At 68.5% G+C, this 22,181-nt stretch carries 22 protein-coding genes and 1 tRNA gene; 16 read left to right on the top strand and 7 right to left on the bottom strand.

Annotation, left to right across the window (positions count from 1 at the left end; genetic code table 11):
• The first annotated feature begins 9 nt into the window (after positions 1 to 9).
• Together ACQ66R_RS03205 and ACQ66R_RS03200 are read left to right on the top strand one after the other, a co-directional pair.
• Positions 10 to 1,986, top strand: coding sequence for an acetyl-CoA carboxylase biotin carboxylase subunit (locus tag ACQ66R_RS03205; protein WP_430419186.1), 1,977 nt, complete (start codon positions 10 to 12; stop codon positions 1,984 to 1,986).
• A 102-nt stretch (positions 1,987 to 2,088) separates the two neighbouring features.
• Positions 2,089 to 2,682 (top strand): CAP domain-containing protein, encoded by a 594-nt coding sequence (locus tag ACQ66R_RS03200; protein ID WP_430419184.1) that lies wholly within the window; start codon positions 2,089 to 2,091, stop codon positions 2,680 to 2,682.
• Here the strand turns inward: ACQ66R_RS03200 and ACQ66R_RS03195 are convergent.
• On the bottom strand, positions 2,679 to 3,596 hold the full coding sequence (locus ACQ66R_RS03195; protein WP_430419182.1) for a hypothetical protein: 918 nt from the start codon (positions 3,594 to 3,596) through the stop codon (positions 2,679 to 2,681). The genes ACQ66R_RS03200 and ACQ66R_RS03195 overlap by 4 nt on opposite strands.
• A gap of 82 nt (positions 3,597 to 3,678) precedes the next feature.
• Positions 3,679 to 4,404: a lipoyl(octanoyl) transferase LipB gene (gene lipB / locus ACQ66R_RS03190; RefSeq protein ID WP_430419180.1), complete on the bottom strand. Its 726-nt coding sequence runs from the start codon at positions 4,402 to 4,404 to the stop codon at positions 3,679 to 3,681.
• Positions 4,405 to 4,414: 10 nt separating this feature from the next.
• Between lipB and ACQ66R_RS03185 the strand changes: the two genes are divergently transcribed.
• From ACQ66R_RS03185 to ACQ66R_RS03165, 5 genes are all read left to right on the top strand, one after another.
• On the top strand, positions 4,415 to 4,720 hold the full coding sequence (locus ACQ66R_RS03185; protein ID WP_430426194.1) for a FliM/FliN family flagellar motor switch protein: 306 nt from the start codon (positions 4,415 to 4,417) through the stop codon (positions 4,718 to 4,720).
• 65 nt (positions 4,721 to 4,785) lie between these two features.
• A tRNA-Leu gene (locus ACQ66R_RS03180) sits at positions 4,786 to 4,870 on the top strand.
• A 163-nt stretch (positions 4,871 to 5,033) separates the two neighbouring features.
• Positions 5,034 to 6,449 (top strand): magnesium transporter, encoded by a 1,416-nt coding sequence (gene mgtE, locus ACQ66R_RS03175; RefSeq protein WP_430419178.1) that lies wholly within the window; start codon positions 5,034 to 5,036, stop codon positions 6,447 to 6,449.
• A gap of 70 nt (positions 6,450 to 6,519) precedes the next feature.
• Positions 6,520 to 7,851: a glycoside hydrolase family protein gene (locus ACQ66R_RS03170; protein ID WP_430419176.1), complete on the top strand. Its 1,332-nt coding sequence runs from the start codon at positions 6,520 to 6,522 to the stop codon at positions 7,849 to 7,851.
• Between the two features lie 49 nt (positions 7,852 to 7,900).
• Positions 7,901 to 8,335 carry a DUF3574 domain-containing protein gene (locus ACQ66R_RS03165; protein ID WP_430419174.1) on the top strand — a complete coding sequence of 145 codons (435 nt, stop codon included), beginning with the start codon at positions 7,901 to 7,903 and terminating at the stop codon, positions 8,333 to 8,335.
• Here ACQ66R_RS03165 and ACQ66R_RS03160 read toward each other — a convergent pair.
• Positions 8,332 to 9,144, bottom strand: a complete 813-nt coding sequence (locus ACQ66R_RS03160) for a helix-turn-helix domain-containing protein (protein ID WP_430419172.1) — start codon at positions 9,142 to 9,144, stop codon at positions 8,332 to 8,334. The two genes, ACQ66R_RS03165 and ACQ66R_RS03160, sit on opposite strands and share 4 nt — an antisense overlap.
• Before the next feature lie 152 nt (positions 9,145 to 9,296).
• On the opposite strand from ACQ66R_RS03160, the gene ACQ66R_RS03155 reads away from it, so the two are divergent.
• Entirely contained in the window at positions 9,297 to 11,180 is a 1,884-nt protein-coding gene (locus ACQ66R_RS03155) for an ATP-binding protein (protein ID WP_430419170.1), read from the top strand.
• Positions 11,181 to 11,414: 234 nt separating this feature from the next.
• Here ACQ66R_RS03155 and ACQ66R_RS03150 read toward each other — a convergent pair whose 3' ends face one another.
• Positions 11,415 to 13,223, bottom strand: coding sequence for a patatin-like phospholipase family protein (locus ACQ66R_RS03150; protein WP_430419168.1), 1,809 nt, complete (start codon positions 13,221 to 13,223; stop codon positions 11,415 to 11,417).
• A 71-nt stretch (positions 13,224 to 13,294) separates the two neighbouring features.
• Between ACQ66R_RS03150 and ACQ66R_RS03145 the strand changes: the two genes are divergently transcribed.
• Together ACQ66R_RS03145 and ACQ66R_RS03140 are read left to right on the top strand one after the other, a co-directional pair.
• Entirely contained in the window at positions 13,295 to 14,134 is an 840-nt protein-coding gene (locus ACQ66R_RS03145) for an enoyl-CoA hydratase-related protein (RefSeq protein WP_430419166.1), read from the top strand.
• A 38-nt stretch (positions 14,135 to 14,172) separates the two neighbouring features.
• Positions 14,173 to 14,583 carry a DUF1489 family protein gene (locus ACQ66R_RS03140; protein ID WP_430419164.1) on the top strand — a complete coding sequence of 137 codons (411 nt, stop codon included), beginning with the start codon at positions 14,173 to 14,175 and terminating at the stop codon, positions 14,581 to 14,583.
• Between the two features lie 10 nt (positions 14,584 to 14,593).
• On the opposite strand, the gene panC is transcribed toward ACQ66R_RS03140, so the two are convergent.
• Positions 14,594 to 15,448 (bottom strand): pantoate--beta-alanine ligase, encoded by an 855-nt coding sequence (panC, locus tag ACQ66R_RS03135; protein WP_430419162.1) that lies wholly within the window; start codon positions 15,446 to 15,448, stop codon positions 14,594 to 14,596.
• Between the two features lie 141 nt (positions 15,449 to 15,589).
• Between panC and ACQ66R_RS03130 the strand changes: the two genes are divergently transcribed.
• Both ACQ66R_RS03130 and ACQ66R_RS03125 read left to right on the top strand, forming a co-directional pair.
• Complete coding sequence (locus ACQ66R_RS03130) at positions 15,590 to 16,423, top strand: division plane positioning ATPase MipZ (protein WP_430419160.1); 834 nt, start codon at positions 15,590 to 15,592, stop codon at positions 16,421 to 16,423.
• A 4-nt stretch (positions 16,424 to 16,427) separates the two neighbouring features.
• Complete coding sequence (locus tag ACQ66R_RS03125) at positions 16,428 to 16,853, top strand: DnaJ domain-containing protein (RefSeq protein WP_430419158.1); 426 nt, start codon at positions 16,428 to 16,430, stop codon at positions 16,851 to 16,853.
• Positions 16,854 to 16,901: 48 nt separating this feature from the next.
• Here ACQ66R_RS03125 and ACQ66R_RS03120 read toward each other — a convergent pair whose 3' ends face one another.
• The gene (locus ACQ66R_RS03120; protein WP_430419156.1) at positions 16,902 to 18,209 is read right to left on the bottom strand and encodes a D-alanyl-D-alanine carboxypeptidase; all 1,308 of its coding nucleotides are present in this window, start codon (positions 18,207 to 18,209) and stop codon (positions 16,902 to 16,904) included.
• Positions 18,210 to 18,498: 289 nt separating this feature from the next.
• Between ACQ66R_RS03120 and ACQ66R_RS03115 the strand changes: the two genes are divergently transcribed.
• The 4 genes from ACQ66R_RS03115 to ACQ66R_RS03100 all read left to right on the top strand — a co-directional run bounded on the left by ACQ66R_RS03115 (position 18,499) and on the right by ACQ66R_RS03100 (position 21,542).
• Positions 18,499 to 18,933 (top strand): phasin family protein, encoded by a 435-nt coding sequence (locus tag ACQ66R_RS03115; RefSeq protein ID WP_430419154.1) that lies wholly within the window; start codon positions 18,499 to 18,501, stop codon positions 18,931 to 18,933.
• A 211-nt stretch (positions 18,934 to 19,144) separates the two neighbouring features.
• Positions 19,145 to 19,606: a RidA family protein gene (locus tag ACQ66R_RS03110; protein WP_430419152.1), complete on the top strand. Its 462-nt coding sequence runs from the start codon at positions 19,145 to 19,147 to the stop codon at positions 19,604 to 19,606.
• Complete coding sequence (locus ACQ66R_RS03105) at positions 19,603 to 20,382, top strand: glycerophosphodiester phosphodiesterase (protein WP_430419150.1); 780 nt, start codon at positions 19,603 to 19,605, stop codon at positions 20,380 to 20,382. Before ACQ66R_RS03110 ends, ACQ66R_RS03105 begins: the two co-directional genes overlap by 4 nt.
• On the top strand, positions 20,379 to 21,542 hold the full coding sequence (locus tag ACQ66R_RS03100) for a GNAT family N-acetyltransferase (protein ID WP_430419148.1): 1,164 nt from the start codon (positions 20,379 to 20,381) through the stop codon (positions 21,540 to 21,542). Before ACQ66R_RS03105 ends, ACQ66R_RS03100 begins: the two co-directional genes overlap by 4 nt.
• A gap of 3 nt (positions 21,543 to 21,545) precedes the next feature.
• Here ACQ66R_RS03100 and ACQ66R_RS03095 read toward each other — a convergent pair whose 3' ends face one another.
• Entirely contained in the window at positions 21,546 to 22,139 is a 594-nt protein-coding gene (locus ACQ66R_RS03095; RefSeq protein WP_430419146.1) for a DUF4287 domain-containing protein, read from the bottom strand.
• Positions 22,140 to 22,181 lie beyond the last annotated feature (42 nt).

Genomic DNA, 22,181 nt, shown 5'->3' with positions numbered 1-22,181 from the left:
AGGGCTGGAATGTTCTCGAAGATCCTGATCGCCAACCGGGGCGAAATCGCCGTCCGGATCATCAAGACCTGCCGCCGCATGGGCATCAAGACGGTGGTGGTCTACTCCGAGGCCGACGCCGACTCGATGGCCGTGGAGATGGCCGACGAGGCCGTGTTCATCGGTGGCGCGCCGGCGTCCGAGAGCTATCTCGTTCAGGACAAGATCGTGGACGCCGTGCGGCAGACCCGAGCCGAGGCGGTGCATCCGGGCTTCGGCTTCCTGAGTGAGAACGCCAGTTTCGCGCGGCGCCTGGCCGCCGAAGGCATCGTCTTCATCGGCCCCAATCCCCACGCCATCGAGGCGATGGGCGACAAGATCGAGTCCAAGAAGTTCGCCGCCAAGGCCAACGTCTCGGTGGTGCCCGGTCACGTCGGCGAGATCGACGACACCGCGCATGCCGTGAAGATCTCGGAAGAGATCGGCTATCCGGTGATGATCAAGGCTTCAGCCGGCGGCGGCGGCAAAGGCATCCGCGTGGCCTGGAACCGCAAGGACGTGGAGGAGGGCTTCCCCGCCGTCCGCGCCGAGGCCAAGGCCAGCTTCGGCGACGACCGCATCTTCATCGAGAAGTTCATCGAAAGTCCGCGGCACATCGAAATCCAGGTGCTGGGCGACAAGCACGGCAACGTGGTCCACCTGTTCGAGCGCGAGTGCTCGATCCAGCGTCGGAACCAGAAGGTCATCGAAGAGGCGCCCAGCCCGCTTCTCGACGAGAAGACCCGCAAGGCCATGGGCGACCAGGCGGTCGCGCTAGCCAAGGCGGTCCAGTACGACAGCGCCGGCACCGTCGAATTCGTGGCCGGCCAGGACAAGAGCTTCTTCTTCCTGGAAATGAACACCCGTCTGCAGGTGGAGCATCCGGTCACCGAGATGATCACCGGCGTCGACCTGGTCGAGCAGATGATCCGCTCGGCCTATGGCGAGAAGCTTCCGTTCGCCCAGAAAGACCTGAAGATCAACGGCTGGGCCATGGAGAGCCGGATCTACGCCGAGGATCCGTACCGCGGCTTTCTGCCCTCGATCGGCCGGCTGGTGCGCTACTCGCCGCCGCCGGAAGGCGACACGCCCTACGGCTTCGTCCGCAACGACGCGGGCGTGCGGGAGGGCGACGAGATCTCGATGTTCTACGATCCGATGATCTCGAAGCTGTCGACCTGGGGAAAGACGCGCGACGCCGCGATCGACGCCATGGGCCGCGCGCTGGAAGACTTCCACATCGAGGGCCTGGGCCAGAACATCCCGTTCCTCGCCGCGGTGATGGACCAGAAGCGGTTCCGGTCGGGCAAGCTCTCGACCAACTACATCAAGGATGAGTTCCCTGACGGCTTCCAGGGCCTGCCGCCAACGGACGGGCAGCGCGACCTGATGGAGGCCGTGGCCATCTACATGCAGTCGCTGCTGGCTCTGCGCCTGCGGCCCGGCGAGCAGCCGCGGGAGGACTGGACAGTGGTGGCCGGCGTGCACAAGCGGCACGTGAAGGCGATGCTGACCCCCGACGGCCTGCTGGTCCAGAACGGGGGGCCTGACGTCAAGCTGACGCGCGTCGGCTGGCGCCCGGGTCAGGCACAGTTCCGCGGCGCCCTCAACGGCCAGGACTTTACCTGCGTGGTGAAGCCGGCGGCCGAAGGCTTCATCATCCGCCACCGCGCCACGACGCTACACGTACTGGTGCTGACGCCCCGCTCGGCCGAGTTGCATCAGAAACTGCCGCCCAAGAAGGCCGCCGACACGTCCAAGATGGTGTTGTCGCCGATGCCGGGCCTGGTGGTCTCCATCGACGTGGCCGCCGGGCAGGCCGTTCGCACCGGCGAGGTCGTGGCGGTGCTCGAGGCCATGAAGATGCAGAACATCCTGCGGGCCGAGCGCGACGGCACGGTGAAGGCCGTCAGCGTCAAGGCGGGCGACAGCGTCGCGGCCGACGAGGTTCTGGTCGAGTTCGCCTGAGCCGCGGGCCGGCCCACGGCACAGCGCAATTATCCATTCCGCTTAACGCCCTCGTGGCGCTTCGCGGCGAACCTTTGACGCGAGGGCGTCAGGGTGGTCGATATGCATTTCCGTCAGTTGGCCATCGCGGCTGCCGCGCTTGGGTTTGTCCTGGCGTCGCCGCCGGCCCAGGCCGCCGAGAGCTTCGAGGAAGAGGTCCTGGCGGTCATCAACTACGCCCGCACCAAGCCCCAGGCCTTCGCCCAGATCCTGCGCCAGGCCGACACCGAGTACGCCACCTGGGCTGGCGCGGAGCCGGGCGCCGTGGCCGAGGCCGTGGACTTCCTGATGCAGCAGCCGTCCCTGCCGTCGCTGCGCTGGGATGATCGGCTCGGAACCTCCGCCCGCGGCCTCGCCGATGCTCAGGGCGCAACGGGGGAGGTTGGCCATCGCGGCCCGGCCGGCGACACCTTTCCTCAGCGCCTGCAACGGGTGGGCTTCCATGCCGGACTGTCAGCCGAGGGCATCTCGTACGGCCAGATGTCGGCCGAGGATGTGGCGCGCCAGCTGATCGTGGACGCCGGCGTGGCCAACCGGGGCCACCGGCGCGACATCTTCGGGAGCAACTATTCGGTCGCCGGCGTCGGATGCGGCGGGCACGCCCGCTACGGCGCGATGTGCGTGATCCAGTACGCCGGCGCGATCGTCGTGCGTTAACTCGCGAGAGGCCGACCGGCGGGGGAGGGCAGGCTGAACCCGGCCCCTGGCTTGACCACCCCCAGTTCGGAGAGCCGTCGATAGAGCCGTCGCAGGTTCAGCTCGCTGGGCTCGGCCAGCCGCCGTTGCAGGTGGACGCGTATGGTGTCCAGCGGCGCGACAAAGCCCTCGGCGTCCCTCCGACATAGGCCTGTGTCGGCCATACGCTGGAGGCGTCGGCGGACTGTTTCGGATGAGTAGCCCAGCTCTCGCGCGATCTGCGCCGGACTGCCCAGGCGAATGCTCGCCTCGGCCTCGACCATCTCCGCCTCACCCTGGCGACGCCGCAGCAGGCAAAGCAGCAGCACGGCGTCGATCGGGTCTCCCGTCCAGGCATGCAGCGGCGCGAGCATCCGCAGATAGAATTCGCCCGCCAGGCGGCCGATCGCTCGCAGCGGCGGTTCAGCCGGAGTCTCGGCGGGCGCCGACAGATCGCCAGGCATGAAGAACCCGGCCTGCTCCAGGCGCTCGAACGTGCGCGTCATCGCGCGATGCACGCTCTTCAACGCCTCGAAGTGTCCTGGCGTGTCCAGCATGGTCCCCGGCACGACCAATCCGTCGGAGGTCGCCGTCAGAAGTCCCAGTTCGCAGAGGCGGACCGTGCGACGCCTGACCGTCTCAAACGGCAGGTTCAGGACCCGGCTCAGGGCGGCGATGCTGATGGGGAGGCGGGCGCCGTCGGGCGGGTTCGTCTCCGCAAAGGCGTAGCGCAGCTGTCGTTCCGGGTGCGCCACGATCTGGCGAACGTTCGCCTGCGAGACCCCCAGGCGGATCAGGTTGTCGATGGCGTCGAGGTCGCGCCGGGCCATCAACGCCATATCGAACAGGAGATCGATCGCCGCGAGCACCGTGGCGACGTCGGCATCGTCCGGCACGTCCGCGTCCATGACTCATGGGTAGCACCGCGAATCCGGTGTTCTCCAGAACGCGGGGGTTGCAGTTTCGGCTTCGGGCGACCTAGCCGACCGGGGCCGCGACGTCCGTCACTGGCCCGAAAACGCCTTGAAAGCTCGACTTCAAGGCCGCGTCGGCCTCGTCCATCGTCACCGGCAGACCCAGGTCGACAAGGCTGGTGACGCCATGCTGGGTGACGCCGCAGGGCACGATGCCGCCGAAATGCGAGAGATCGGGCTCGATGTTCAGCGAGACGCCGTGGAACGACACCCAGCGGCGCAGCTTCACCCCGATGGCGGCGATCTTGTCTTCACGTGGCGCGACGCCGGGACTGCGGCGCTCGACCCAGACGCCCACCCGGCCATCGCGGATCTCGCCGGTGACGTTGAACACATCCAGCGCGCCGATCACCCAGGCCTCCAGGGCCGCCACGAACGCGCGCACGTCGCGGCTACGCTTCGTGAGGTCGAGCATGACGTACGCCACCCGCTGGCCGGGGCCGTGATAGGTGTACTGGCCGCCGCGGCCGCTGGCGAAGACCGGGAAGCGGTCGGGTTCGATAAGGTCCGCGACCTTGGCCGAGACGCCGGCGGTGTAGAGCGGCGGATGCTCCAGCAGCCAGACCAGCTCGCCGGCCGTCCCGTCGGCGATGGCCGCAGCGCGGGCCTCCATGGCGGCGACCGCCTCGGGATAGGCCACGGGGGCCTGCGACACAGCCCATCCGGCCGGGGCTGCGTCACTTCGGCCGAATGGCGCGGCGGGCGCGGAACTTAACGACCGATCAAGCATGTTGCGACCAATGTGGGGCTCGGGCCTGCGTCACGCAAAGCCCAGAGCGTTCGAGGTTTTCTTCGTGAGCCAGGTCAAGGCGGTCAATGTTGAAATCCAGGTGGTGCTCGGTCGCGCCACGCTGCCCATGGCGCAACTGCTGCGGATGGGCCGCGGCGCCGTCATCCCGCTGGACACGACCGTGAACGAAGAAGTCTGGATCCTGGCCAACAACCATCCCGTGGCCCGCGGCGAAATCCAGATCAATGACGAGCGGATCGCCATTCAGGTGACCCGCGAGGCCAACGTCTACGACTACATGGCCGGCAGCGTCTGACGACGGCGCTGAACGCGCACTTGAGTATGCGGCCGGTGTTTGCTACCTGCCGCGCCTCACCACGAGCGGTCGTGGCGGAATTGGTAGACGCGCAGCGTTGAGGTCGCTGTGGGGCAACCCGTGGAAGTTCGAGTCTTCTCGACCGCACCAGTGAAAACGGGCCTGCGATCCTAGACGCCTTGTCGTCCAGGATCGGGCCACTCTCAGCGCGACGAAGGGTCTAGACTCAAGTGAAGGTCGTCGGCGATCGGTGCTCGCTGATCGCCCGGGAAACCAGCAAAGCCGTCCACACATAAGCTTCAGGGAGGTCCGCATGAGTCGCGAAACGGACGACCTCACTGACGTCGTGGACGCTGAAGAAGACCTGGAAGACCTCGCCCTCGACGACGATTACGCGCTGAACCCCGAGTTCGTCTCCGACGTCGCCGACGCGCTGGATCGCGGCGACGCCGAGCGGCTGCGCGAGCTGCTGGCCGCGCTGCATCCTGCCGACATCGCCGATCTGATGGGCTTCCTATCGGCGGACGACCGCGAAGAGCTGATCCCGCACCTCGATCCGGAGACTCTCGCCGAGATCCTTTCGGAGCTGGACACGGAGATCCGCGAGGACGTTCTGGAGCACGTCCCGTCCGCCACGCTGGCCAAGGCCATCGGCGAGATGGAGTCGGACGACGCCGCCGACGTCGTGGACGACCTGGAGGACGACAAGCGCGCCGAAGTCATGGCCGCCATGCCCGAGCTGGAACGGGCGGCCATCGAGACCACCCTGAGCTATGGCGAGGAGACCGCCGGCCGCCTGATGCAGCGCGAGGTGGTGGCCGCGCCGCAGTTCTGGACCGTCGGGCAGGCCATCGACCACTTCCGCAAGGATCCGGACGAGCTGCCCGAGCTGTTCTTCGACATCTATGTGGTCGATCCGACGTTCAAGCCGGTGGGCGCCGTGCCGGTCAGCGGCCTGTTGCGGGTTGGGCGCCAGACGCCGCTGGCCCAGATCATGGAGCCGGTGACCGAGATCACCGTCGACCTCGACCAGGAAGAGGTCGCCTACATCTTCGACAAGTACCACCTGATCTCGGCGCCCGTCGTAGACGTGGCCGGCCGCCTGGTGGGCCAAATCACCGTCGATGACATCGTGGGCGTCGTTCAGGAAGAGAGCGAAGAGGACATCCTGGCCCTGGCCGGTGTGTCGGACGCCGGCCGTGACGCGGGCGTCATCGGCATCGTCCGTTCGCGCCTCCCTTGGCTTCTGGTCAACACGCTGACCGCCGCGCTTTCGGCCAGCGTGATCGGGGCCTTCGAAGGCCAGATCGCCAAGCTGGCGATCCTGGCCGCCCTGATGCCGGTGGTTGCGTCGCTGGGCGGCAATGCGGGAACTCAGACGCTGACCGTCGCCGTGCGCGCCCTGGCCAGCCGTGAGCTGTCGGCGTTCAACGCCGTGCGGACGGTGACCCGCGAGATGGCGGTCGGCCTGATCAATGGGGTGGTTCTGGCCATCATCACCGGCGGCGTGATCTTCGGCGTCTTCCACGATGCGCGGCTGTCGCTCGCGTTCGGGGCGGCGATGATCATCAACTTCTTCATGGCCGCGCTGGCCGGAGCCGTGATCCCTCTGGCGCTGGAGCGCATGGGGCGCGATCCGGCGGTTTCTTCATCCGTATTCGTGACTTTCGTGACGGACTTCACAGGTTTCTTCGCCTTCCTGGGGCTTGCCGCGCTAATCCTGTTGTAAATGGCGTCGGGCTTGCGCTGGACGTCCCCGGGCGCTCGCCGCCTGTGCCGAATTGGGACAATTGGGAGCCATGCTCTCGCGTCATCGCGTCTCCCGGGCGGCCATCGAACTGATCAAACGGTTCGAGGGCTACCGCCGAAACGCCGCCCAGCTGCCCGATGGCCGCTGGACGATCGGCTATGGGCATACGCTGACCGCCCGCGAAGGCGCCGAAGTCTCCGAGCCCGACGCCGAGGCGCTGCTCGTCTATGACCTGATCGCCGTCCAGCACGCGGTCAACGAGAGCGTGTACGCGCCGCTCAGCCAGAACCAGTTCGACGCCCTGTGCAGCTTCGCGTTCAACGTGGGCCTCGACAACTTCCGCCGCAGCCAGGTGCTGAAGCGTCTGAACGCGGGCGCGCACGTGCAGGCCGCTTGCGCCATGGAGCTGTGGCGCAAGACCGACTTCGAGGGCGAGCGGATCGTGCTGGACGCGCTGGTCCGCCGACGCGCGTCGGAAAAAGCGATGTTCCTGTCGCCGGACGACGGCAACTGGACGCCGGCGCCGTCGCCGCTGTTGCGGCCGGTTATCGATCTGGACGCCCTGGATCTCGTGCCGCTTCGCCGCCCCGTAGAGGTGGAAACCTCGCTGGAGGGTGACCGGGTCACCGCGCGCCGAGAGGACATCGTCGAGGACGAGGCGCCGCTTGTCGCCGAGCCGGCTCTCGAGCCTGCGCACGAAGACCCGCTGCCGGCGGTCACCGCCGCCGCCGAGGCCATCAGTGCTCGCCTGGAGACCATCTTCGCCGACCCGGGCGTCGAGCCTGAACCGGAGGCTGAGCCGCCTGCCGACGTCCTGGCCGGGCCGTTGGAGGGGCCTGTGATCGAGGAGGAGGCGTTGGTCGCCGAGACCGCGGCCTTCGAGGGGGCCGCCGGCGACGAGACGTCCGCCGACCTACCGTACCTCGGCGACCCGCTGGCCGACGTTGCTCCACAGGCCGACGTCGCCGAGCCAGAGGTCGAGCCGGAGGCGACATCCGAGCCCGCGGCTGGGTTCGCGCCCGCCGATTCCGAGCTCGACATCCCGGTGGCGCCCCGCGGCTCGGTCTTCCGGGCGGCAGACCGAGACGCGCCGCAGGTCAACGTCGAGGTCGCCCCCTACGAGTTCATCCCGGCCCGCCGGCGTCCGGCGCCGCAGCCGAAGGAGATCTCGGTCGTCTGGGACCTGTTGCTGGCGCTGCTGGGTCTCGCCTTCTTCGGCTTCGGAATCTTTTGGGGCCTGAATGCGCGCGCGGCGCCGACCGGCGGGTTCGTGACGCCGATCATGGTGGCCTGGCCCGCGGGTCTGGCGGGCGTGGGTTTCGTGGTTGTGGCGGTCTTCCGCCTGCTCCAGCGTCTCGGCCGCGAGGCCGAGCGGGACTGATCGGGCGCCTGCGGCCAATCGCGCGTCTCCTCGCTCGGCAGGGCGACGCATGGTACTCCGCGTCGTGATGTCGACGCATGCTCAGATGAAGGTGCTGGCCGCCGCGATCCTGACGCTGGCCCTTGCGGGCTGTGCGACGCAGCCCAAGCCTGCGTGTCCGGTCGGCCAATCCGAGCTCCGGACCGCGCAGCTGTTCCTGGGCGCCAAGCCGCCGGCCAAAGTCTCCGACAACGATATCCGCAAGTTCGTCGACGCCGAGGTCACCCCGCGATTCCCCGATGGTGTGACCGTGGTGGACGGCGGCGGCCAGTGGCGCGGCGACGAGAACCGGATGATCCGGGAGGCCGCCAAGGTGGTGATGATCGTGCTGCCGGAAAAGGGTGATCCGGTGGCAAAGGTCGAGCAGGTCCGAACCGCCTATCGGGCCAGGTTCAAGCAGGACTCCGTGGTCCTGCTGCCGCCGCCGGCCTGCGTCGCCCTCTAGGCCGCCGCAGCCGCCTGCCGCGCCTCGTGCGCTGCTCGCAGGATGTCGGCGGTCTGGGTGTCGGCCGGGAAGAACGTCTCCAGGGTCAGTTCCGACAGCGTGATGTCGACGGGGGTGCCGAACACCGTCGTCGTGCCGATCATCGACAGCAACGTGTCCCCCATCATCAGCTGGAACGGGATCGCCACGTTCCCCAGATCCTCGGGCCGCCGGTCGGGCGCGGGAGGCTTGGGATAGGTCTTGATCTCGTCGACCAGCGACAGCAGGCCGGGATCGGCCGTGAGGTCGGCCTGTCGGCGCAGCCGCTCCAGGATGTGGGAGTGCCATTCGCCCAGGTTGGCGATCCGGGGCGCCAGGCCACGGGGATGCAGTGACGCGCGGATCACGTTCAGCGGTGGTGTCAGAAGTTCAGGGGCCACGCCGTCCAGCAGGGGTAGGGCGGCCGCGTTCGCCGCCACGAGGTTCCAGCGCAGGTCGACCACGAGGGCCGGGTAGGGCTCGTGAGCCTTCAGGATCAGATCGACGGCCCGGCGCGCCGAGGCAAGCTCGGGGGCGTCCAGGTTGCGCTCGGGAAAGACGGGCGCATAGCCGGCGGCCACGAGGATCACGTTGCGCTCGCGCAAGGGAATCTCCAGCTGGTCCGACAGGAGCAGCACCATCTCGCGGCTGGGCTGCGCGCGGCCGGTCTCAAGAAACGACAGGTGCCGCGTCGAGATCTCGGCCTCCAAGGCCAGATCCATCTGGCTCATGCGTCGGCGGGTGCGCCAGTCGCGAATGTGCTCGCCGACGTGTCTCTGGGGGGCGTTCATGGGACAATCCTAGCCACCGCCCGCCGCGCGTCCATGACCTCGGAGGTAATGGATGAGCGTCCGGCCGCTGTGCCGGGTATGCGACATTCAGCCCCAGCGGAAGCGGCCCCCTCTCGCCATTCCTTTACGGCTTTCGTGGCATGGCTGGTGGAATGCGACCTCTACAGGACGCCATGGCCCCGCGGGCCGACGACATCAAGTTGCCCGGCGCCGAGGGGGAGGATCCCACGGCGTTCCGGACGACGCTCGTCGGCCTTCTGCAGCCCTGGCCCATCTCGGCAGTTTTCCACCTGTTGGCCTGCGGCGCCGTCGCGGCCCTGGGCCTGCCCCTGTTTGCGGTGGTCTGGGGCGTCGGCTCGTTCGCCGTGCAATTGGTTCAACAGTCGCTCCTCATGGCGTGGCTGCCCAAGGCCGAAACGACGCCCGAGGGCCGCGGCCTGAATTCGCTTGCGGTGCTGTCCGTGGTGCGTTCGGCCGCCTGGATGATCGGGCCGATCTACGCGGTGGCGGTGCTCGACACTCCTGGCGCGCACGCCTTCATGGCGATGACGGCTGCGACGCTGGCCGTCACCGCCGGCGCCGTGGGGTGGATGTCCAAGCGCGTGTGGATCGCCACGGCGTTGCCGGCGCCGGCCGGCGTGGTGATCGCCTACGCACCGTCCCTCCTGGGCCTGTCGGCGCTGGGCGTCGTTCTGACCCTGCTGTTCTACGCCTTCGCCTGCCTCCTGATCATCTTCGCCACGCAACGTCTGATCGGCGGGGCGGTGAACGACAGGCTCCAGGCCAACAAGGTGATGCGCGAGCTGCGCCAGGCTCTGGCCGCCTCGGAGGCCGCTGAACAGCAACTGTTCCGCGCCCGCGACGAGGCCGAGGCCGCCAACCGGGCGAAGAGCCAGTTCCTGGCCAATATGAGCCATGAGATCCGCACCCCCATGAACGGCATCATGGGCATGAACGAGCTGCTTCTGCGCACCGAGCTCACGCCCCAGCAGCGCCGCTATGCCGACACGGTCCGCAGCTCGGCCGACGCGCTGCTGGCGATCATCAACGACATCCTGGATATCTCGAAGCTGGAGGCCGGGAAGGTCGAGATCGAGGCCATCGACTTCAGCTTCCAGGCCCTGGCCGAGGAAGCGGTCCTGCTGCTGTCGCCTCTGGCGACCGAGAAGGGCCTGGAGATGACGTGCAACATCGCACCGGGCGCGCGCAAGCCGTTCAAGGGCGACCCGCAGCGCTTGCGCCAGGTGCTGCTGAACCTGCTCTCGAACGGGCTCAAGTTCACCGAGAAGGGCCACGTGTCCCTGGACGTCAGCACACTGCGCGGCGCCATGGGCCGCACCCGGGTGCGGGCCGAGGTGCGAGACACCGGCATCGGGGTCGACGACGCCCAGAAGACCAAGCTGTTCCGCAACTTCCAACAGGCTGACAGCTCGACCACGCGCCGCTTCGGCGGCACGGGCCTGGGCCTTTCGATCTCGCGCCAGCTGATCGAACTGATGGGGGGGCGCATCGGCGTCTCCGACAGACGGGGCGGGGGCGCGGTGTTCTGGTTCGAGGTCGAGCTGGAGCCTGGCGTGGCGCCCGAGATCGAGAGCGCGGCCGCCCAACAGCCCGGCGAACCGTCGCCGCATGCGCGCGTGCTGCTGGCCGAGGACAACGACGTCAACGCCATGCTGGCCGCCGAGATCGTCCGCCAGGTGGGCCTGGACGTCGAACGCGTGCGGAACGGCGAGGAGGCCGTCGAGGCCGTCCTGCGCGGCGGCTACGACCTGGTGCTGATGGACGTTCAGATGCCGTTGATGGACGGGCTGGAGGCCACGCGGCGTATCCGCGCGCTGTCGGGGCCGGTCTCGCGCATCCCGATCGTCGCCATGACCGCCAACGCCATGAAGAGCGACGAAGAGGAATGTCGGGCCGCCGGCATGGACGACTTCATCTCCAAGCCCTTCAAGGCCGACCAGTTTGTCACGGCGCTGCTGAAGGTGCTGCTCCAGGCGGCCGACTCGACCCCGCTCGAGGCCTTCGACGCGGCCTGAGGCCCTTGCCGGATAGCAAAGGGCCGCCCCATTGCTGGGACGGCCCTTCCATAGTCGGACCGCTTCAGCGGTTCGCGACCTTGCCAGCCTTGGCTAGGCGCAGACCCCGTTCACGGAGGTCCAGGTCACGGTCACCGCTTGGCGGTTAGAGCTATGAGACACTGGATCACCTCCTTTCAATGGTTGAGTACACGCCGAGAAATATGGCGTGCGTTTCGGCCGGCGCAAAGGGCCTCATTCCGCCGCAGCGTGGGTCGATGCCATGAAGGGCGACATCACGGCGCCAGCCGCTGCCTGTTCGCGCAGACTGGGGCGCCGGCGCACCTCGGTCACCGGCCTCTGCAGCTTGTCGAGCACGGCGATCGTGGCCCTGTAGCCAGCCTCGACGGCGGCGTCATAGGCCTCCCAGTTGCGGATTTCGATGCCGGACACGTCGGGCTGGATCAGGACGTCGGTGGCCTCGCGGGCTGCGGCGAGGTCGCGGCCCGTCGAAACCGTGGCCGTGCGCATCAGCAGCGAGACGATCGGCGGGCCCATCCGCCATTGGCCGGATCGGATCCAGCGCCACACCGAGGATGGCCGCGCCACGTCCTTGGCGGTGATGCTGCGAGCGGTGGTGACGTCGACGCCGACGATGGGCCCCAGTTGCCCGGCGCGCATGATGTCGGCGGGGAAGTTCTTCATCACCGCGCCGTCCACCAGCACATTCTGGCCGTCGGTTGCGGGCGGCATCACGCCGGGGAGGGCGATCGAGGCCCGCAGCGAATGGGTCAGCGAGCCGCGGCGATGCAGCTGGTACGCGCCGGTGGTCAGATTGGACGACAGGCAGAAGAAGGGCAGCCACAGGTCGGCGATCTGGGTGTCGCCGAAATGGGCGTTCAGGCGCTCGGTCACCTTCACGCCATGCGTCATGGCCAACAGGGGCAGCGCCATGTCGTCGAGCGGGCTGGAGTCGACAAAGGCCTCGTGCAGGCGGCGGTCCATCTCATCCTGACCCCAGCCCATGGCCAGGCCCGCGCCGACGATGGCCCCCATGGACGAGCCGCCGACGAAGTCGATCGGGACGCACCGTTCGCGTAGCGCATTGATTGCGCCGACGTGGGCATAGGCGCGCGCGCCGCCGCCCGACAGGACCAGCCCGACCGATTGTCCGGTCAGCACCCGCGCCAGCCGCTGGTGGTCCGGCGTGTGTCCCCGGCGGACGTGGAAGACCCGCGCAGCGTGGGTGGCGTCGAGCCAGGCTTCAGTGCCGACGGGCCGGACGGCCTCGGGCGATTGAAGGAGGACCAGATCGACGAGACCCTGTTCCTGCAGCGTGGCGGCGCCGGGCGGACAGCCGTCGCTCTCGGCCGAGCGGTCGCCGCGGCCCACCCGGAACAGCCGATCCACCTGGCGGGGGACGAAGGCGGCCCAGTCAGGCTCGTCGCGCTCGGCCACGTAGAGGACGAAGTCGTGCACCCGCTCGACCTCGGAGAACCATTCGGTGGGCGCGGAGTCGGCCTCGGCGCCGACGGTGGTCACCTGATAGCCCAGGGCGGCGATCTCGCGCTCCAGCCGTTCGACCAGGGGCCGAACAGGACCGGGACGGCCCACAGGGATGAACCCGAACACCGAGGGTTCGCCCACCGGGCCCCGGCGCGCGGTCTGGCGGCTGCGCAGGATCATCAGACGCGCCAGCTCGGTCATCACCGAGGCGTCCTCGTCGCAGGCTTCGAAGAAGGCGTTCTTGGGGACCGCGAAAATCTCGGAATCTCGCAGCGCGTACACGTCGGCCGAGTGAGGGATGCCCGCGATCAGCGCCATCTCGCCGGCCGGCTCTCCGGGGCGGATGATGCCCAGGAAATGCGTTTCCTGTCCGTCGTCGCGGCGGAACGCGCCCAGGCGACCGGTGCGCACGACATAGAGCATGTCCGAGGCGTCGCCCTGGCCGAACAGCTTCGAGCCGCCCGGCAGCGAGAACCACACGGTCGCATCCCGCGCACGCGGCTGATGGAACAGCCGCGCGAGGGCCGAATCGACCGCGATGTCCGGCAAGCTCGCCACGGACCCAAGGTAGCGCCCCGGAACTGCGAGGGCTATGGCTGCGCTCCTGTAGCTCGCGACGAGGAGACTTCATGACCAACGAGATCGCCCATCCGATGGTGGAATTCCCGGACGTGAGCGCCACGACCGAACTGGTCCACATCAGCGCGACCCAGGCGGGCGCGGTCACCGTCACGATGAATCGGCCGCAGCGGAGGAACGCGTTCAACGACGACCTAATCTCGGCCCTGCGGGAGGCGTTCGACACCCTGGCCGGCGCGGAGGGCGTCCGGGTCATCTTCATCCGTGGCGCGGGCGGAACGTTCTCGGCCGGCGCCGACCTGGACTGGATGCGCGCCGCCATCGACCGCACCGAGTCTGAGAACCGGGCCGACGCCATGGAACTGGCCAAGATGCTGAAGGCGCTGCACGACCTGCCAGCGCTCACGGTGGCGCTAGTCGAGGGCGGGGCCTACGGCGGCGGCGGCGGGCTGGCGGCGGCCTGCGATCTCGCGGTCGCCACCGCCGACGCCAAGTTCAGCTTCTCCGAGGTCAAGCTGGGCCTGGTCGCGGCCACCATAAGCCCCTATGTCATCGAGGCGCTCGGGCCCCGGCAAGCACGCGCCCTGTTCGCCACCGCCCGAATCTTCGACGCCCACTTCGCCGAGCGGTGCGGCCTGATCTCGGAAGTGGTGGCCGACGCCGCGGCGCTTCACGCTGCGGCCCGCAGGATCGCTCACGAGATGATCGCCGCTGCGCCTGGCGCCGTGGAGGCGTCCAAGAAGCTGGTGGCCGAAGTCGCCGGCCGGGTGATCGACCGCGACCTCATGGAACTCACCGCCCACCGCATCGCCGCTGCGCGGGTTGGCGACGAAGGCCAGGAGGGCGTCCGCGCCTTCCTGGAGCGGCGCAAGGCCGCGTGGGCCGAGTGAGCCTTTCCAAGGTCGCCGCCGCGTCCTAATCCGGGGCCATGGCCCTGCACATGATCAAGCTCGTCGTCGGCGCGGACACCATCGACGACCTGTTGGCCTGGCGATCGGCGCACGCGCGGCCCGGCGAGCCCTGGATCCTGCGCACCCGCATGACGCCCAAGCGGGGGCCTGAGATGGTGGACGGGGGTTCGATCTATCGCGTTTTCAAAGGCGTGATCCTGTGCCGCCAGCGCATCCTGGCGGTGACCACCGTGGCGGAGGGCGCCGCCGCCCGCTGCGAGATCACCCTGGACGACACCATCGTACGCGTAGCGCCGACTCCGCGCCGCGCCTTCCAAGGCTGGCGATACCTCGAGCCCAAGGACGCTCCCGCCGACCTGGACGAGACGGCCTTCGGGGAGATCCCGGAAGATCTGGCCCGCCAGCTGCGCGAAGTTGGAGCCTGGTAGCGCCGCCGCCCTAGTCGCCCATGTTGTCGATGAGGCGCGTGCGGCCGATGTGGGCCGCGGCCAGGATGCGGAAGGGGCCGGCGGTCGGTCCGGGGCCCAGGCGGGAGAGATCGTCGGGGGTGCGCGTCTCCACGTAGTCCACCTTTGCGAAGCCGGCGGCCTGAAGATCTGCGACGGCGTGGGCCTCGGTGGCCTCGACGGGTTCGCCCCGGCGGACGCGGTCCACGGCGTCGCGGAGGATCTCGTTCAGGCGAACAGCCACTTTGCGCTCGTCGACGCTCAGGTAGGCGTTGCGCGAGGAGAGGGCCAGTCCGTCCTCGGCGCGGGCCGTGGGCGCGCCGACGACCTCCACCGGAATATCCAGGTCCTTCACCAGCCGGCGGATCACCTGCAGCTGCTGGAAATCCTTCTGGCCGAACACCGCCACGTCGGGGGCGCACTGGTTGAGCAGCTTGGTCACCACGGTGGCCACGCCGGCGAAATGCGTCGGCCGGGCTATCCCGTCCATCGAGGCGGTGACGCCCTCGACGGTGACGGTGGTCGCGGCGCCCGCAGGGTACATCTCGTCAACGGTGGGGGAAAACAGCAGGTCGCAACCCGCCGAAGCCAGCTGCGTCATGTCGCCGGCCTCGTCGCGGGGATAGGCCTCGAAATCCTCGTGTGGGGCGAACTGGGTCGGATTGACGAAGATGCTGGCCACCACGCGGTCGGCCTTCGTGCGCGCGAGCCGCACCAGCGACAGGTGGCCCTCGTGCAGGGCGCCCATGGTGGGGACGAAGCCCACTCTGAGGCCGGCCTGGCGCCACGTCCTGACCTGGGCGCGGAGGTTGGCGACGGTGCGGACGACGGGCAGGGGGGTGGTCATCGGGCGGCTTATGCTGCGGCGCAGCGAGCAAGTCCATCCACAGGGCGCGCAGAAGGTCGCGTTGACGCGAGACTATCACCCGAGGTCAGCTAGGTCCGATATGAGTCGGCGCCGATCTGCGGCCGACGGGGAGCTGAAGTCATGGGCCAGGCCAGTGTCATCGTGGTCGGCAACGAAAAGGGCGGGGCAGGCAAGTCCACCCTGGCCATTCACATCGCCACCGCTCTTCTGCACGGCGGCGCCAAAGTCGCCGTCCTGGACCTCGACCTGCGCCAGCAGACCCTGGGTCACTTTTTCGCAAACCGCGCCGCCTGGCTGGCCGCGAACGGGGCCGACGCGCCGATGCCGATCCAGCACGCGGTCAGCAGCGCCGGGGACGCCCTGGCCAAGTCGTCCGACGCCGAGCAGCTGGCGCGGTTCGAGGAGGCCTTCGCCGAAGTGTCGGAGAGCGCCGACTTCGTGCTGATCGACACCCCTGGCGCCGACACGGCGATCAGCCGGGCCGCCCATGTGAAAGCCGACCTGATCGTCACCCCGATGAACGACAGCTTCGTCGACTTCGACATGCTGGGTGTCGTCGATCCCGTGACCCTGGATCTGAAGCGACACAGCCTCTACGCCGAGACGGTCTGGGGTTGCCGCAAGGAGCGCGCGACGCGCGAGCGCAAGCAGATCGACTGGGTGGTGCTGCGCAACCGCCTGGCCCCTACCGAGGCCCGCAACCGCCGCCGCCTGGACGAACGCGTCGAGGCGCTGTCGAAGAAGGTGGGGTTCCGCGTCGGTCCCGGCCTGCGCGACCGGGTCATCTACCGCGAGCTGTTTCCGTTCGGCCTGACGGTGGCCGACCTGTCGACGACCATCCGGCCGGTGGCCATGGGCCTGCAGCACGTGGCCGCGCGGCAGGAACTGCGGGCGCTGATGGTGGCACTGGGCTTCAACGGGCTGGACGACCAGGAGCGGATCGCGGCGGAATAGCCGCATGGTCTATTTGCTGGTCGGCGGCGCCCTGTTGGCGCTCTATATGTGGGCGACCGGCGGCAAGACGCCCCTGCTGAAGCTCCGCGAGTGGCGGGTGTTGACGGGCGCGATGGCCCTTGTCGCTTTCACGGCCGCCGCCTACGCCGGCGTGCGTAGCAGCTGGGGGATCATGATCGTCCTCAGCGTCGTCGGCCTGTGGCTGGCCGCCTCCACCCGCAAGACCGCCGCGGTCGGCCGACCGCCGACGCCGACCGGGAAGATGAGCGCCGACGAGGCTCGCCGCATCCTGGGCGTCGACGCCGACGCCACCCGCGAAGACATCCAGGCCGCCTACACGCGCCTGATGCGCGCGGTGCATCCGGACAAGGGCGGCACAGCCGGTCTCGCCGCGCAGCTCAACGCGGCCCGCGACCGGCTGCTGAAATGAAAAGGCCCCGGGATGAGCCGGGGCCTTCGAAATCGATGTGCGAGCGGTTCAGCCTCGACCGGGCGACATCACCACGCAGGGCTGCTTCTTCGCCTTGATGGCCTTGCAGGCGTTCTTGGCATCGGCCTCGTTCATGCCGGAGAAGCGAGCCGTGTAGCGGCCGTTGTCCTTCTCAGCGACGGCCTTGGCGTCATCCACGTGCTTGCCGAACTTCTTCTCGACCAGCGACAGTTGCTCGCGCGCATCCGAGCGATTCTTGAAGGCGCCGACCTGGATGGTCCAGCGGCCGCCGGCCGTCGCCTTGGCCTTGCCGTTCAGCTTCGGAACCGTGCTGGGCTCGACGATCTGGATCTTCGACGCGCGGCTCGGAGGCGGCGATGACGCCAGCTGGATCGACAGGCCCGTGTTGGTGTCGCCCTGCTGCAGCGACGGCTGGGTCGCCTGGGCCAGCTGCGGCGGTTCGAAGAAGTTCTGAGCGACCGTGATCTGCTCGCCGCGGGCGCGGCGATCCAGAACTTCGAAGCCGGTGTTGAGCAGGCTTTCGGCCACGCGGTCACGGGTGATGCGGTTGGGGCCGCCCAGCACCACCACGATCAGGCGGCGATTGTCGCGCACGCCCGAGATGGCGATGTTGAAGCCCGAGGCGTTGGTGAAGCCGGTCTTCAGACCATCGACGCCCGACACTTCCGAGAGCATGTGGTTGTGGTTGCCGATGGTCTGACCGCGGAAGTTGAAGCTCTTGGTCGAGAACAGGCGATAGTACTGCGGATAGTCGCGCATCACGGCGCGCGAAAGGATCGCCAGGTCGCGGGCCGACGAGATGTTGCGGCTGTCGGGCAGGCCGTTGGCGTTCGTGAAGTTGGTGTTGGTCATGCCCAGCTCGTGGGCCCGCAGCGTCATCAGCGTCGCGAACCGCTGCTCGGTGCCGCCCAGCTTCTCGGCCATCGCGACCGAGGCGTCGTTGGCCGAACGGGTCACCATGCCCTGCATCGCCTGCATCACGGTGATCGAATCACCGGCGCGGACGCCAAGCTTGGTCGGAGACTGGGCCGCGGCGCGGGGCGAGAAGACCACCGGATCGTCCAGCTCGATCTTGCCGGCGGCCAGCGCCTCGAACGCCAGATAGAGCGTCATCACCTTGGTGATCGACGCGGGATACCGGGGCGCATCGGCGCGCTTGCCGTAGAGGACCTCGCCCGTCTTCGCGTCGACGACGATCGCCGCGTACTTCGAAGAGTTCTGCGGGATGAGGGAGAGGTACGGAACCTGCGCCATCGCCGGCGCGGACGCCGAACCCAGGGCCATGGCCGTGGCCAGACCGAGCGAAAGGAACAGGCGGCGGGCGTGCTGGATCATGCTTCGTCCGTCGAATCAACGCGTTGAGACGGCCACTGCGCCGCCCGAGAGTCGGTACCATGCCCTCGTTACCCTTGCAGGAGAGTAAACAAGGTTTGAACGGGCGCAATTGTCGCGGCGCCGCATGAGCGGGCGCTGACCGCCTCGCCAAGGCAAAGCTTGCGCGAAATGGCATTGTGCAGTGCACAAAAAGCGTTTGACTGTTGCAGTGCAACATGTGAGAAGGCGTCTGTCATCCGGGGCATGTCGCCCCAACACGCCTTTCCGCCCGTCCGAACAGGAGCCGCCCATGGCCGCCGCCGAAGCCGCGAAGAACACCGTCGAGCAATTCACCGCCGCCTCCAACGTCGCCTTTAAGGAAGGCGTCGAGAAGTCGCTGGCCGCGATGAACGAGATGAACACCCACTCCAAGAAGAACCTGGAAGCGATCGTCGCCTCGGCGACCGCCTCGGCCAAGGGCGCTGAAGCCCTGGGCGCCCAGGCGATGGCCTTCTCGAAGGCCGTGTTCGACACCCAGGTGACCGCCGCCAAGTCGCTGGCCGGCGCCAAGAGCGTCCAGGAAGTGGTCGAGCTGCAAACCAGCTTCGCCAAGTCGGCTCTGGAAACCTACATGGCCGAATTCGCCAAGATGTCGGACACGGTGTCCGCCTCGGTGAAGGAATCGATGAAGCCGATCAACGAGCGCGTCACCGCGACCGTCGAGAAGTTCCAGGCCGTCCGCTAAACCCTTCTGCGTATCTGAAGGTTCGAGCCCGGCCGCGCCGGGCTCACAGTTGAGTACCCGATCAGGCCCTGCGGTCTCCCCCGTCCGGCGGGCCTTTTCATGAGTAGACATGTCGGGCCGGCTCTTCCGAGAGCCGGCCCTTCGTGTTTGGGGCCGATCCGCGGGGAGCGGCCCCTTTTCCTGCGAGACGCCGGGCGCTAGAGGTTCGGGCATGTCCCAAGTCGAAGCCCGTCTGGCCGCGCTCGGTATCGAGCTGCCCAAGCCCAATGCTCCTGTCGCCAACTACGTGCCCTTCGTTCGGGCGGGCGAGATCGTCCACATCTCGGGCCAGGTGTCGGTCGACGCCTCGGGCGGGATCCGCGGCGTCGTCGGCGAGGACGTCGACTTCGACACCGCGGTGAAGGCCGCCCGCATCTGCGCGATCAACCTGCTGGCCCAGATGAAGGCAGCCTGCGAGGGCGACCTCGAGCGGGTGGTGCGGGTGGTCAAGCTGGGCGGCTTCGTCCAGGCCGGCCCGGCCTTCTTCGACATTCCCAAGGTGGTCAACGGCTGCTCCGACCTGATGGTCGAGGTCCTCGGCGACGCCGGCCGCCACGCCCGGTCCGCCGTAGGGGTCTATCGGCTGCCGATGAACTTTGCGGTCGAGGTCGACGCCGTGGTGCAGGTCCGGTGAAGGCCGCCGTGGAGAAGGGGGGCTTCGGCGAGTCCTGGGACCTCCTCTTCCACCCGCCGATCGCGCATCGGGGGCTCTGGAGCCCTGACGGCCCGCCCGAGAACTCTCTGGGCGCCTTCCAGGCCGCCTGCGCCGCCGGCTATGGCATCGAGCTCGACGTTCAGCTGTCGGCCGACGGCGAGGCCGTGGTCTTCCACGACGACAATCTGAAGCGAATGACCGGGGTCGACGGCCGGGTCCGCGACTACAGCGCCGCCGATCTGGCCGACCTGCGGCTGGCCGGCAGCGACGAGAAGATCCCGACCCTGCTCGAGACCCTGGCGCTGATCGGCCATCGGGCCATGGTGCATGTCGAGCTGAAGACGCTCTACGGCGAGGTGGGGCCCCTGGAGCAGCGGACGCATGAGGTGATCGCCGATCACAACGGCCCGCTCTGCGTCATCGGCTTCAATCCCTACAGCCATGCCTGGTTCGCCGATCGCTATCCCGGCGTGCTGCGCGGCCTGGACAGCTATTCGTACGACAAGGCCCCGCACATGGCGGAAGACCAGCGGCGCAGCTTTGCCCAGCTGGAGCATGTGGCGGTGGCGCGGCCGCACTTCCTGGCGCTGGGCCTCGACATGCTGCCGAGCGCGCGGGCCGCGAAGTACCGGGCGCAGGGGATGCCGGTGGTGGCCTGGACCGTGCGCGATCCTGCGCAGTGGGACGCGATCAAGGACGGCTGCGACAACCTGATCTTCGAAGGCTTCGTCCCGGACGCGGGCCCGCGGACATGAAGCTGACGCCGGCGGTGAAGGTGTCCCGCCGTATCGCCGAGATCGGCCGCGACGCGTGGGACGCCTGTGCCGACAACTCCGCCTACGACGGCAATCCCTTCATCCGCTTCGACTTCCTGAACGCCCTGGAAGAGGCCAACTGCGCCGTCGAGCGCACCGGATGGGGCCCCCAGCACCTGTCGGTCGAGGACGATGAGGGCCAAGTGGCGGCAGTGATGCCGCTCTATCTGAAGAGCCATAGCCAGGGCGAATACATCTTCGACCACGCCTGGGCCGACGCCTATGAGCGGGCCGGGGGGCAGTACTATCCGAAGCTGCTGTCGGCGGCGCCGTTCACCCCGGCCACGGGCGCGCGGCTGCTGTGTCGCCCCGACGTCGATCAGGAGGAGGCGTGGGGCTACCTGCTGGGCGGCGGGCTGTCGTTGTGCGAGCGCTACGGCGCCTCGGGCCTCAACCTGAACTTCCTGACGCAGGCCGAGTGGGCCTGGACAGGCGGGCAGGGACTGGGACGCCGTGAGGGGCAGCAGTACCACTGGGAGAACCGTGGCTACGCCGACTTCGAGGCGTTCCTGGGCGCGCTCTCGTCGGGCCGCCGCAAGACCATCCGGCGCGAGCGCCGCGAGGCCCAGGCCGCCGCCGAGATCGTCTGCCTGACCGGCGCCGACCTCACCGAGGATCACTGGGACGCCTTCTTCCGGTTCTACATGGACACCGGCTCGCGCAAGTGGGGGCGGCCGTACCTGACCCGGGCGTTCTTCTCGATGCTGGGCGAGCGGATGGCCGACCGCGTGCTGCTGGTGATGGCGCGCAGGAACGGGCGCTGGATCGCGGGCGCCCTGAACCTGATCGGCGGCGACTGTCTCTACGGCCGCCACTGGGGCTGCACCGAGGACGTGCCGTTCCTCCACTTCGAACTCTGCTACTATCAGGCCATCGAGTGGGCCATCGAACGCGGCCTGCCGCGCGTCGAGGCGGGCGCCCAGGGCCAGCACAAGATCGCCCGCGGCTACCTGCCCAGGCCGGTCTACTCCGCCCATTACATCGCCGACCCCGCGCTTCGTGCGGCCGTCATGCGCTTCCTGGATCAGGAACGCGCGGCCGTGGAGCAGGAGATGGAGTGGCTGGAGGAGGGCTTCTCGCCGTTCAGGGAGGGCGAGTAGCGCTCAGCTGCGCTCCCAGGCCTGTCGGAGAAGCGCCCCTACGCTCGCGTCGACCTCGGCGGCGGCGGCCAGCGCGAGCACGGCCTTCAGTCGCTCGCTCCATCCCTCGTTCTTCGGCGGCTGCAGGCGCGGATCGGCTGTGGGCTCGACAGCCAGGCCCAGGCGCACAGTCCCGCCCTTCACGGGCCGGGCCGAGGCGAACTGGAACTCGCGGGAGAACGCGGTGAAGCCCTTGCGCTGGGCTGACACCAGGCCCGGCAGCTCGGCCACGGCCGCCTCGACCGCCTCCAGCACGGCTCGGGCGCCGGCGTCAGCCCAGAGCGTGTCGCGCAGGTTGTCAGGTTCGGCCCAGTGGGCGGTCTCGGGGAAGGCCTTGCCCAGGATCACGCTGGCGCGGTTCGTGCCGATACCGTGGACCTCCTTGAACCAGGCCTTACGCTTGGCCGGCTTGGTCTCGGGGCAGGTCTTCGCGATCGCGACCCACTGGTCCAGGGTCTTGCCGGTCTCGCGCTCCAGGCTCTCCAGGATCGAGGCGAACCACTTCTCCTGGCGGGCCGTCATGCTGGACGGCTTGGTCGTGTCGCTGCCGGATTCCATGGGTCCCCCGATTGTCAGACGAGGGTGAACGCGGGCCGGCGC

Origin of the sequence: Phenylobacterium sp., assembly GCF_965284355.1 — a bacterium.
Lineage (GTDB): Bacteria > Pseudomonadota > Alphaproteobacteria > Caulobacterales > Caulobacteraceae > Phenylobacterium.
The sequence above is the reverse complement of the archived record's forward strand: the minus strand, read 5'-3'. Positions and strand labels throughout refer to the sequence as shown.

Coding starts and splice junctions, on each gene's coding strand:
- ACQ66R_RS03110 (WP_430419152.1), top strand. CDS start 19,145: ATGTCCCAAGTCGAAGCCCGTCTGGCCGCGCTCGGTATCGAGCTGCCC.
- ACQ66R_RS03145 (WP_430419166.1), top strand. CDS start 13,295: ATGACCAACGAGATCGCCCATCCGATGGTGGAATTCCCGGACGTGAGC.
- ACQ66R_RS03205 (WP_430419186.1), top strand. CDS start 10: ATGTTCTCGAAGATCCTGATCGCCAACCGGGGCGAAATCGCCGTCCGG.
- ACQ66R_RS03115 (WP_430419154.1), top strand. CDS start 18,499: ATGGCCGCCGCCGAAGCCGCGAAGAACACCGTCGAGCAATTCACCGCC.
- ACQ66R_RS03125 (WP_430419158.1), top strand. CDS start 16,428: ATGGTCTATTTGCTGGTCGGCGGCGCCCTGTTGGCGCTCTATATGTGG.
- ACQ66R_RS03155 (WP_430419170.1), top strand. CDS start 9,297: ATGCGACCTCTACAGGACGCCATGGCCCCGCGGGCCGACGACATCAAG.
- ACQ66R_RS03185 (WP_430426194.1), top strand. CDS start 4,415: ATGTGGGGCTCGGGCCTGCGTCACGCAAAGCCCAGAGCGTTCGAGGTT.
- ACQ66R_RS03095 (WP_430419146.1), bottom strand. CDS start 22,139: ATGGAATCCGGCAGCGACACGACCAAGCCGTCCAGCATGACGGCCCGC.
- ACQ66R_RS03165 (WP_430419174.1), top strand. CDS start 7,901: ATGGTACTCCGCGTCGTGATGTCGACGCATGCTCAGATGAAGGTGCTG.
- ACQ66R_RS03100 (WP_430419148.1), top strand. CDS start 20,379: ATGAAGCTGACGCCGGCGGTGAAGGTGTCCCGCCGTATCGCCGAGATC.
- lipB (WP_430419180.1), bottom strand. CDS start 4,404: ATGCTTGATCGGTCGTTAAGTTCCGCGCCCGCCGCGCCATTCGGCCGA.
- ACQ66R_RS03170 (WP_430419176.1), top strand. CDS start 6,520: ATGCTCTCGCGTCATCGCGTCTCCCGGGCGGCCATCGAACTGATCAAA.
- panC (WP_430419162.1), bottom strand. CDS start 15,448: ATGACCACCCCCCTGCCCGTCGTCCGCACCGTCGCCAACCTCCGCGCC.
- ACQ66R_RS03200 (WP_430419184.1), top strand. CDS start 2,089: ATGCATTTCCGTCAGTTGGCCATCGCGGCTGCCGCGCTTGGGTTTGTC.
- ACQ66R_RS03140 (WP_430419164.1), top strand. CDS start 14,173: ATGGCCCTGCACATGATCAAGCTCGTCGTCGGCGCGGACACCATCGAC.
- ACQ66R_RS03120 (WP_430419156.1), bottom strand. CDS start 18,209: ATGATCCAGCACGCCCGCCGCCTGTTCCTTTCGCTCGGTCTGGCCACG.
- mgtE (WP_430419178.1), top strand. CDS start 5,034: ATGAGTCGCGAAACGGACGACCTCACTGACGTCGTGGACGCTGAAGAA.
- ACQ66R_RS03130 (WP_430419160.1), top strand. CDS start 15,590: ATGGGCCAGGCCAGTGTCATCGTGGTCGGCAACGAAAAGGGCGGGGCA.
- ACQ66R_RS03160 (WP_430419172.1), bottom strand. CDS start 9,144: ATGAACGCCCCCCAGAGACACGTCGGCGAGCACATTCGCGACTGGCGC.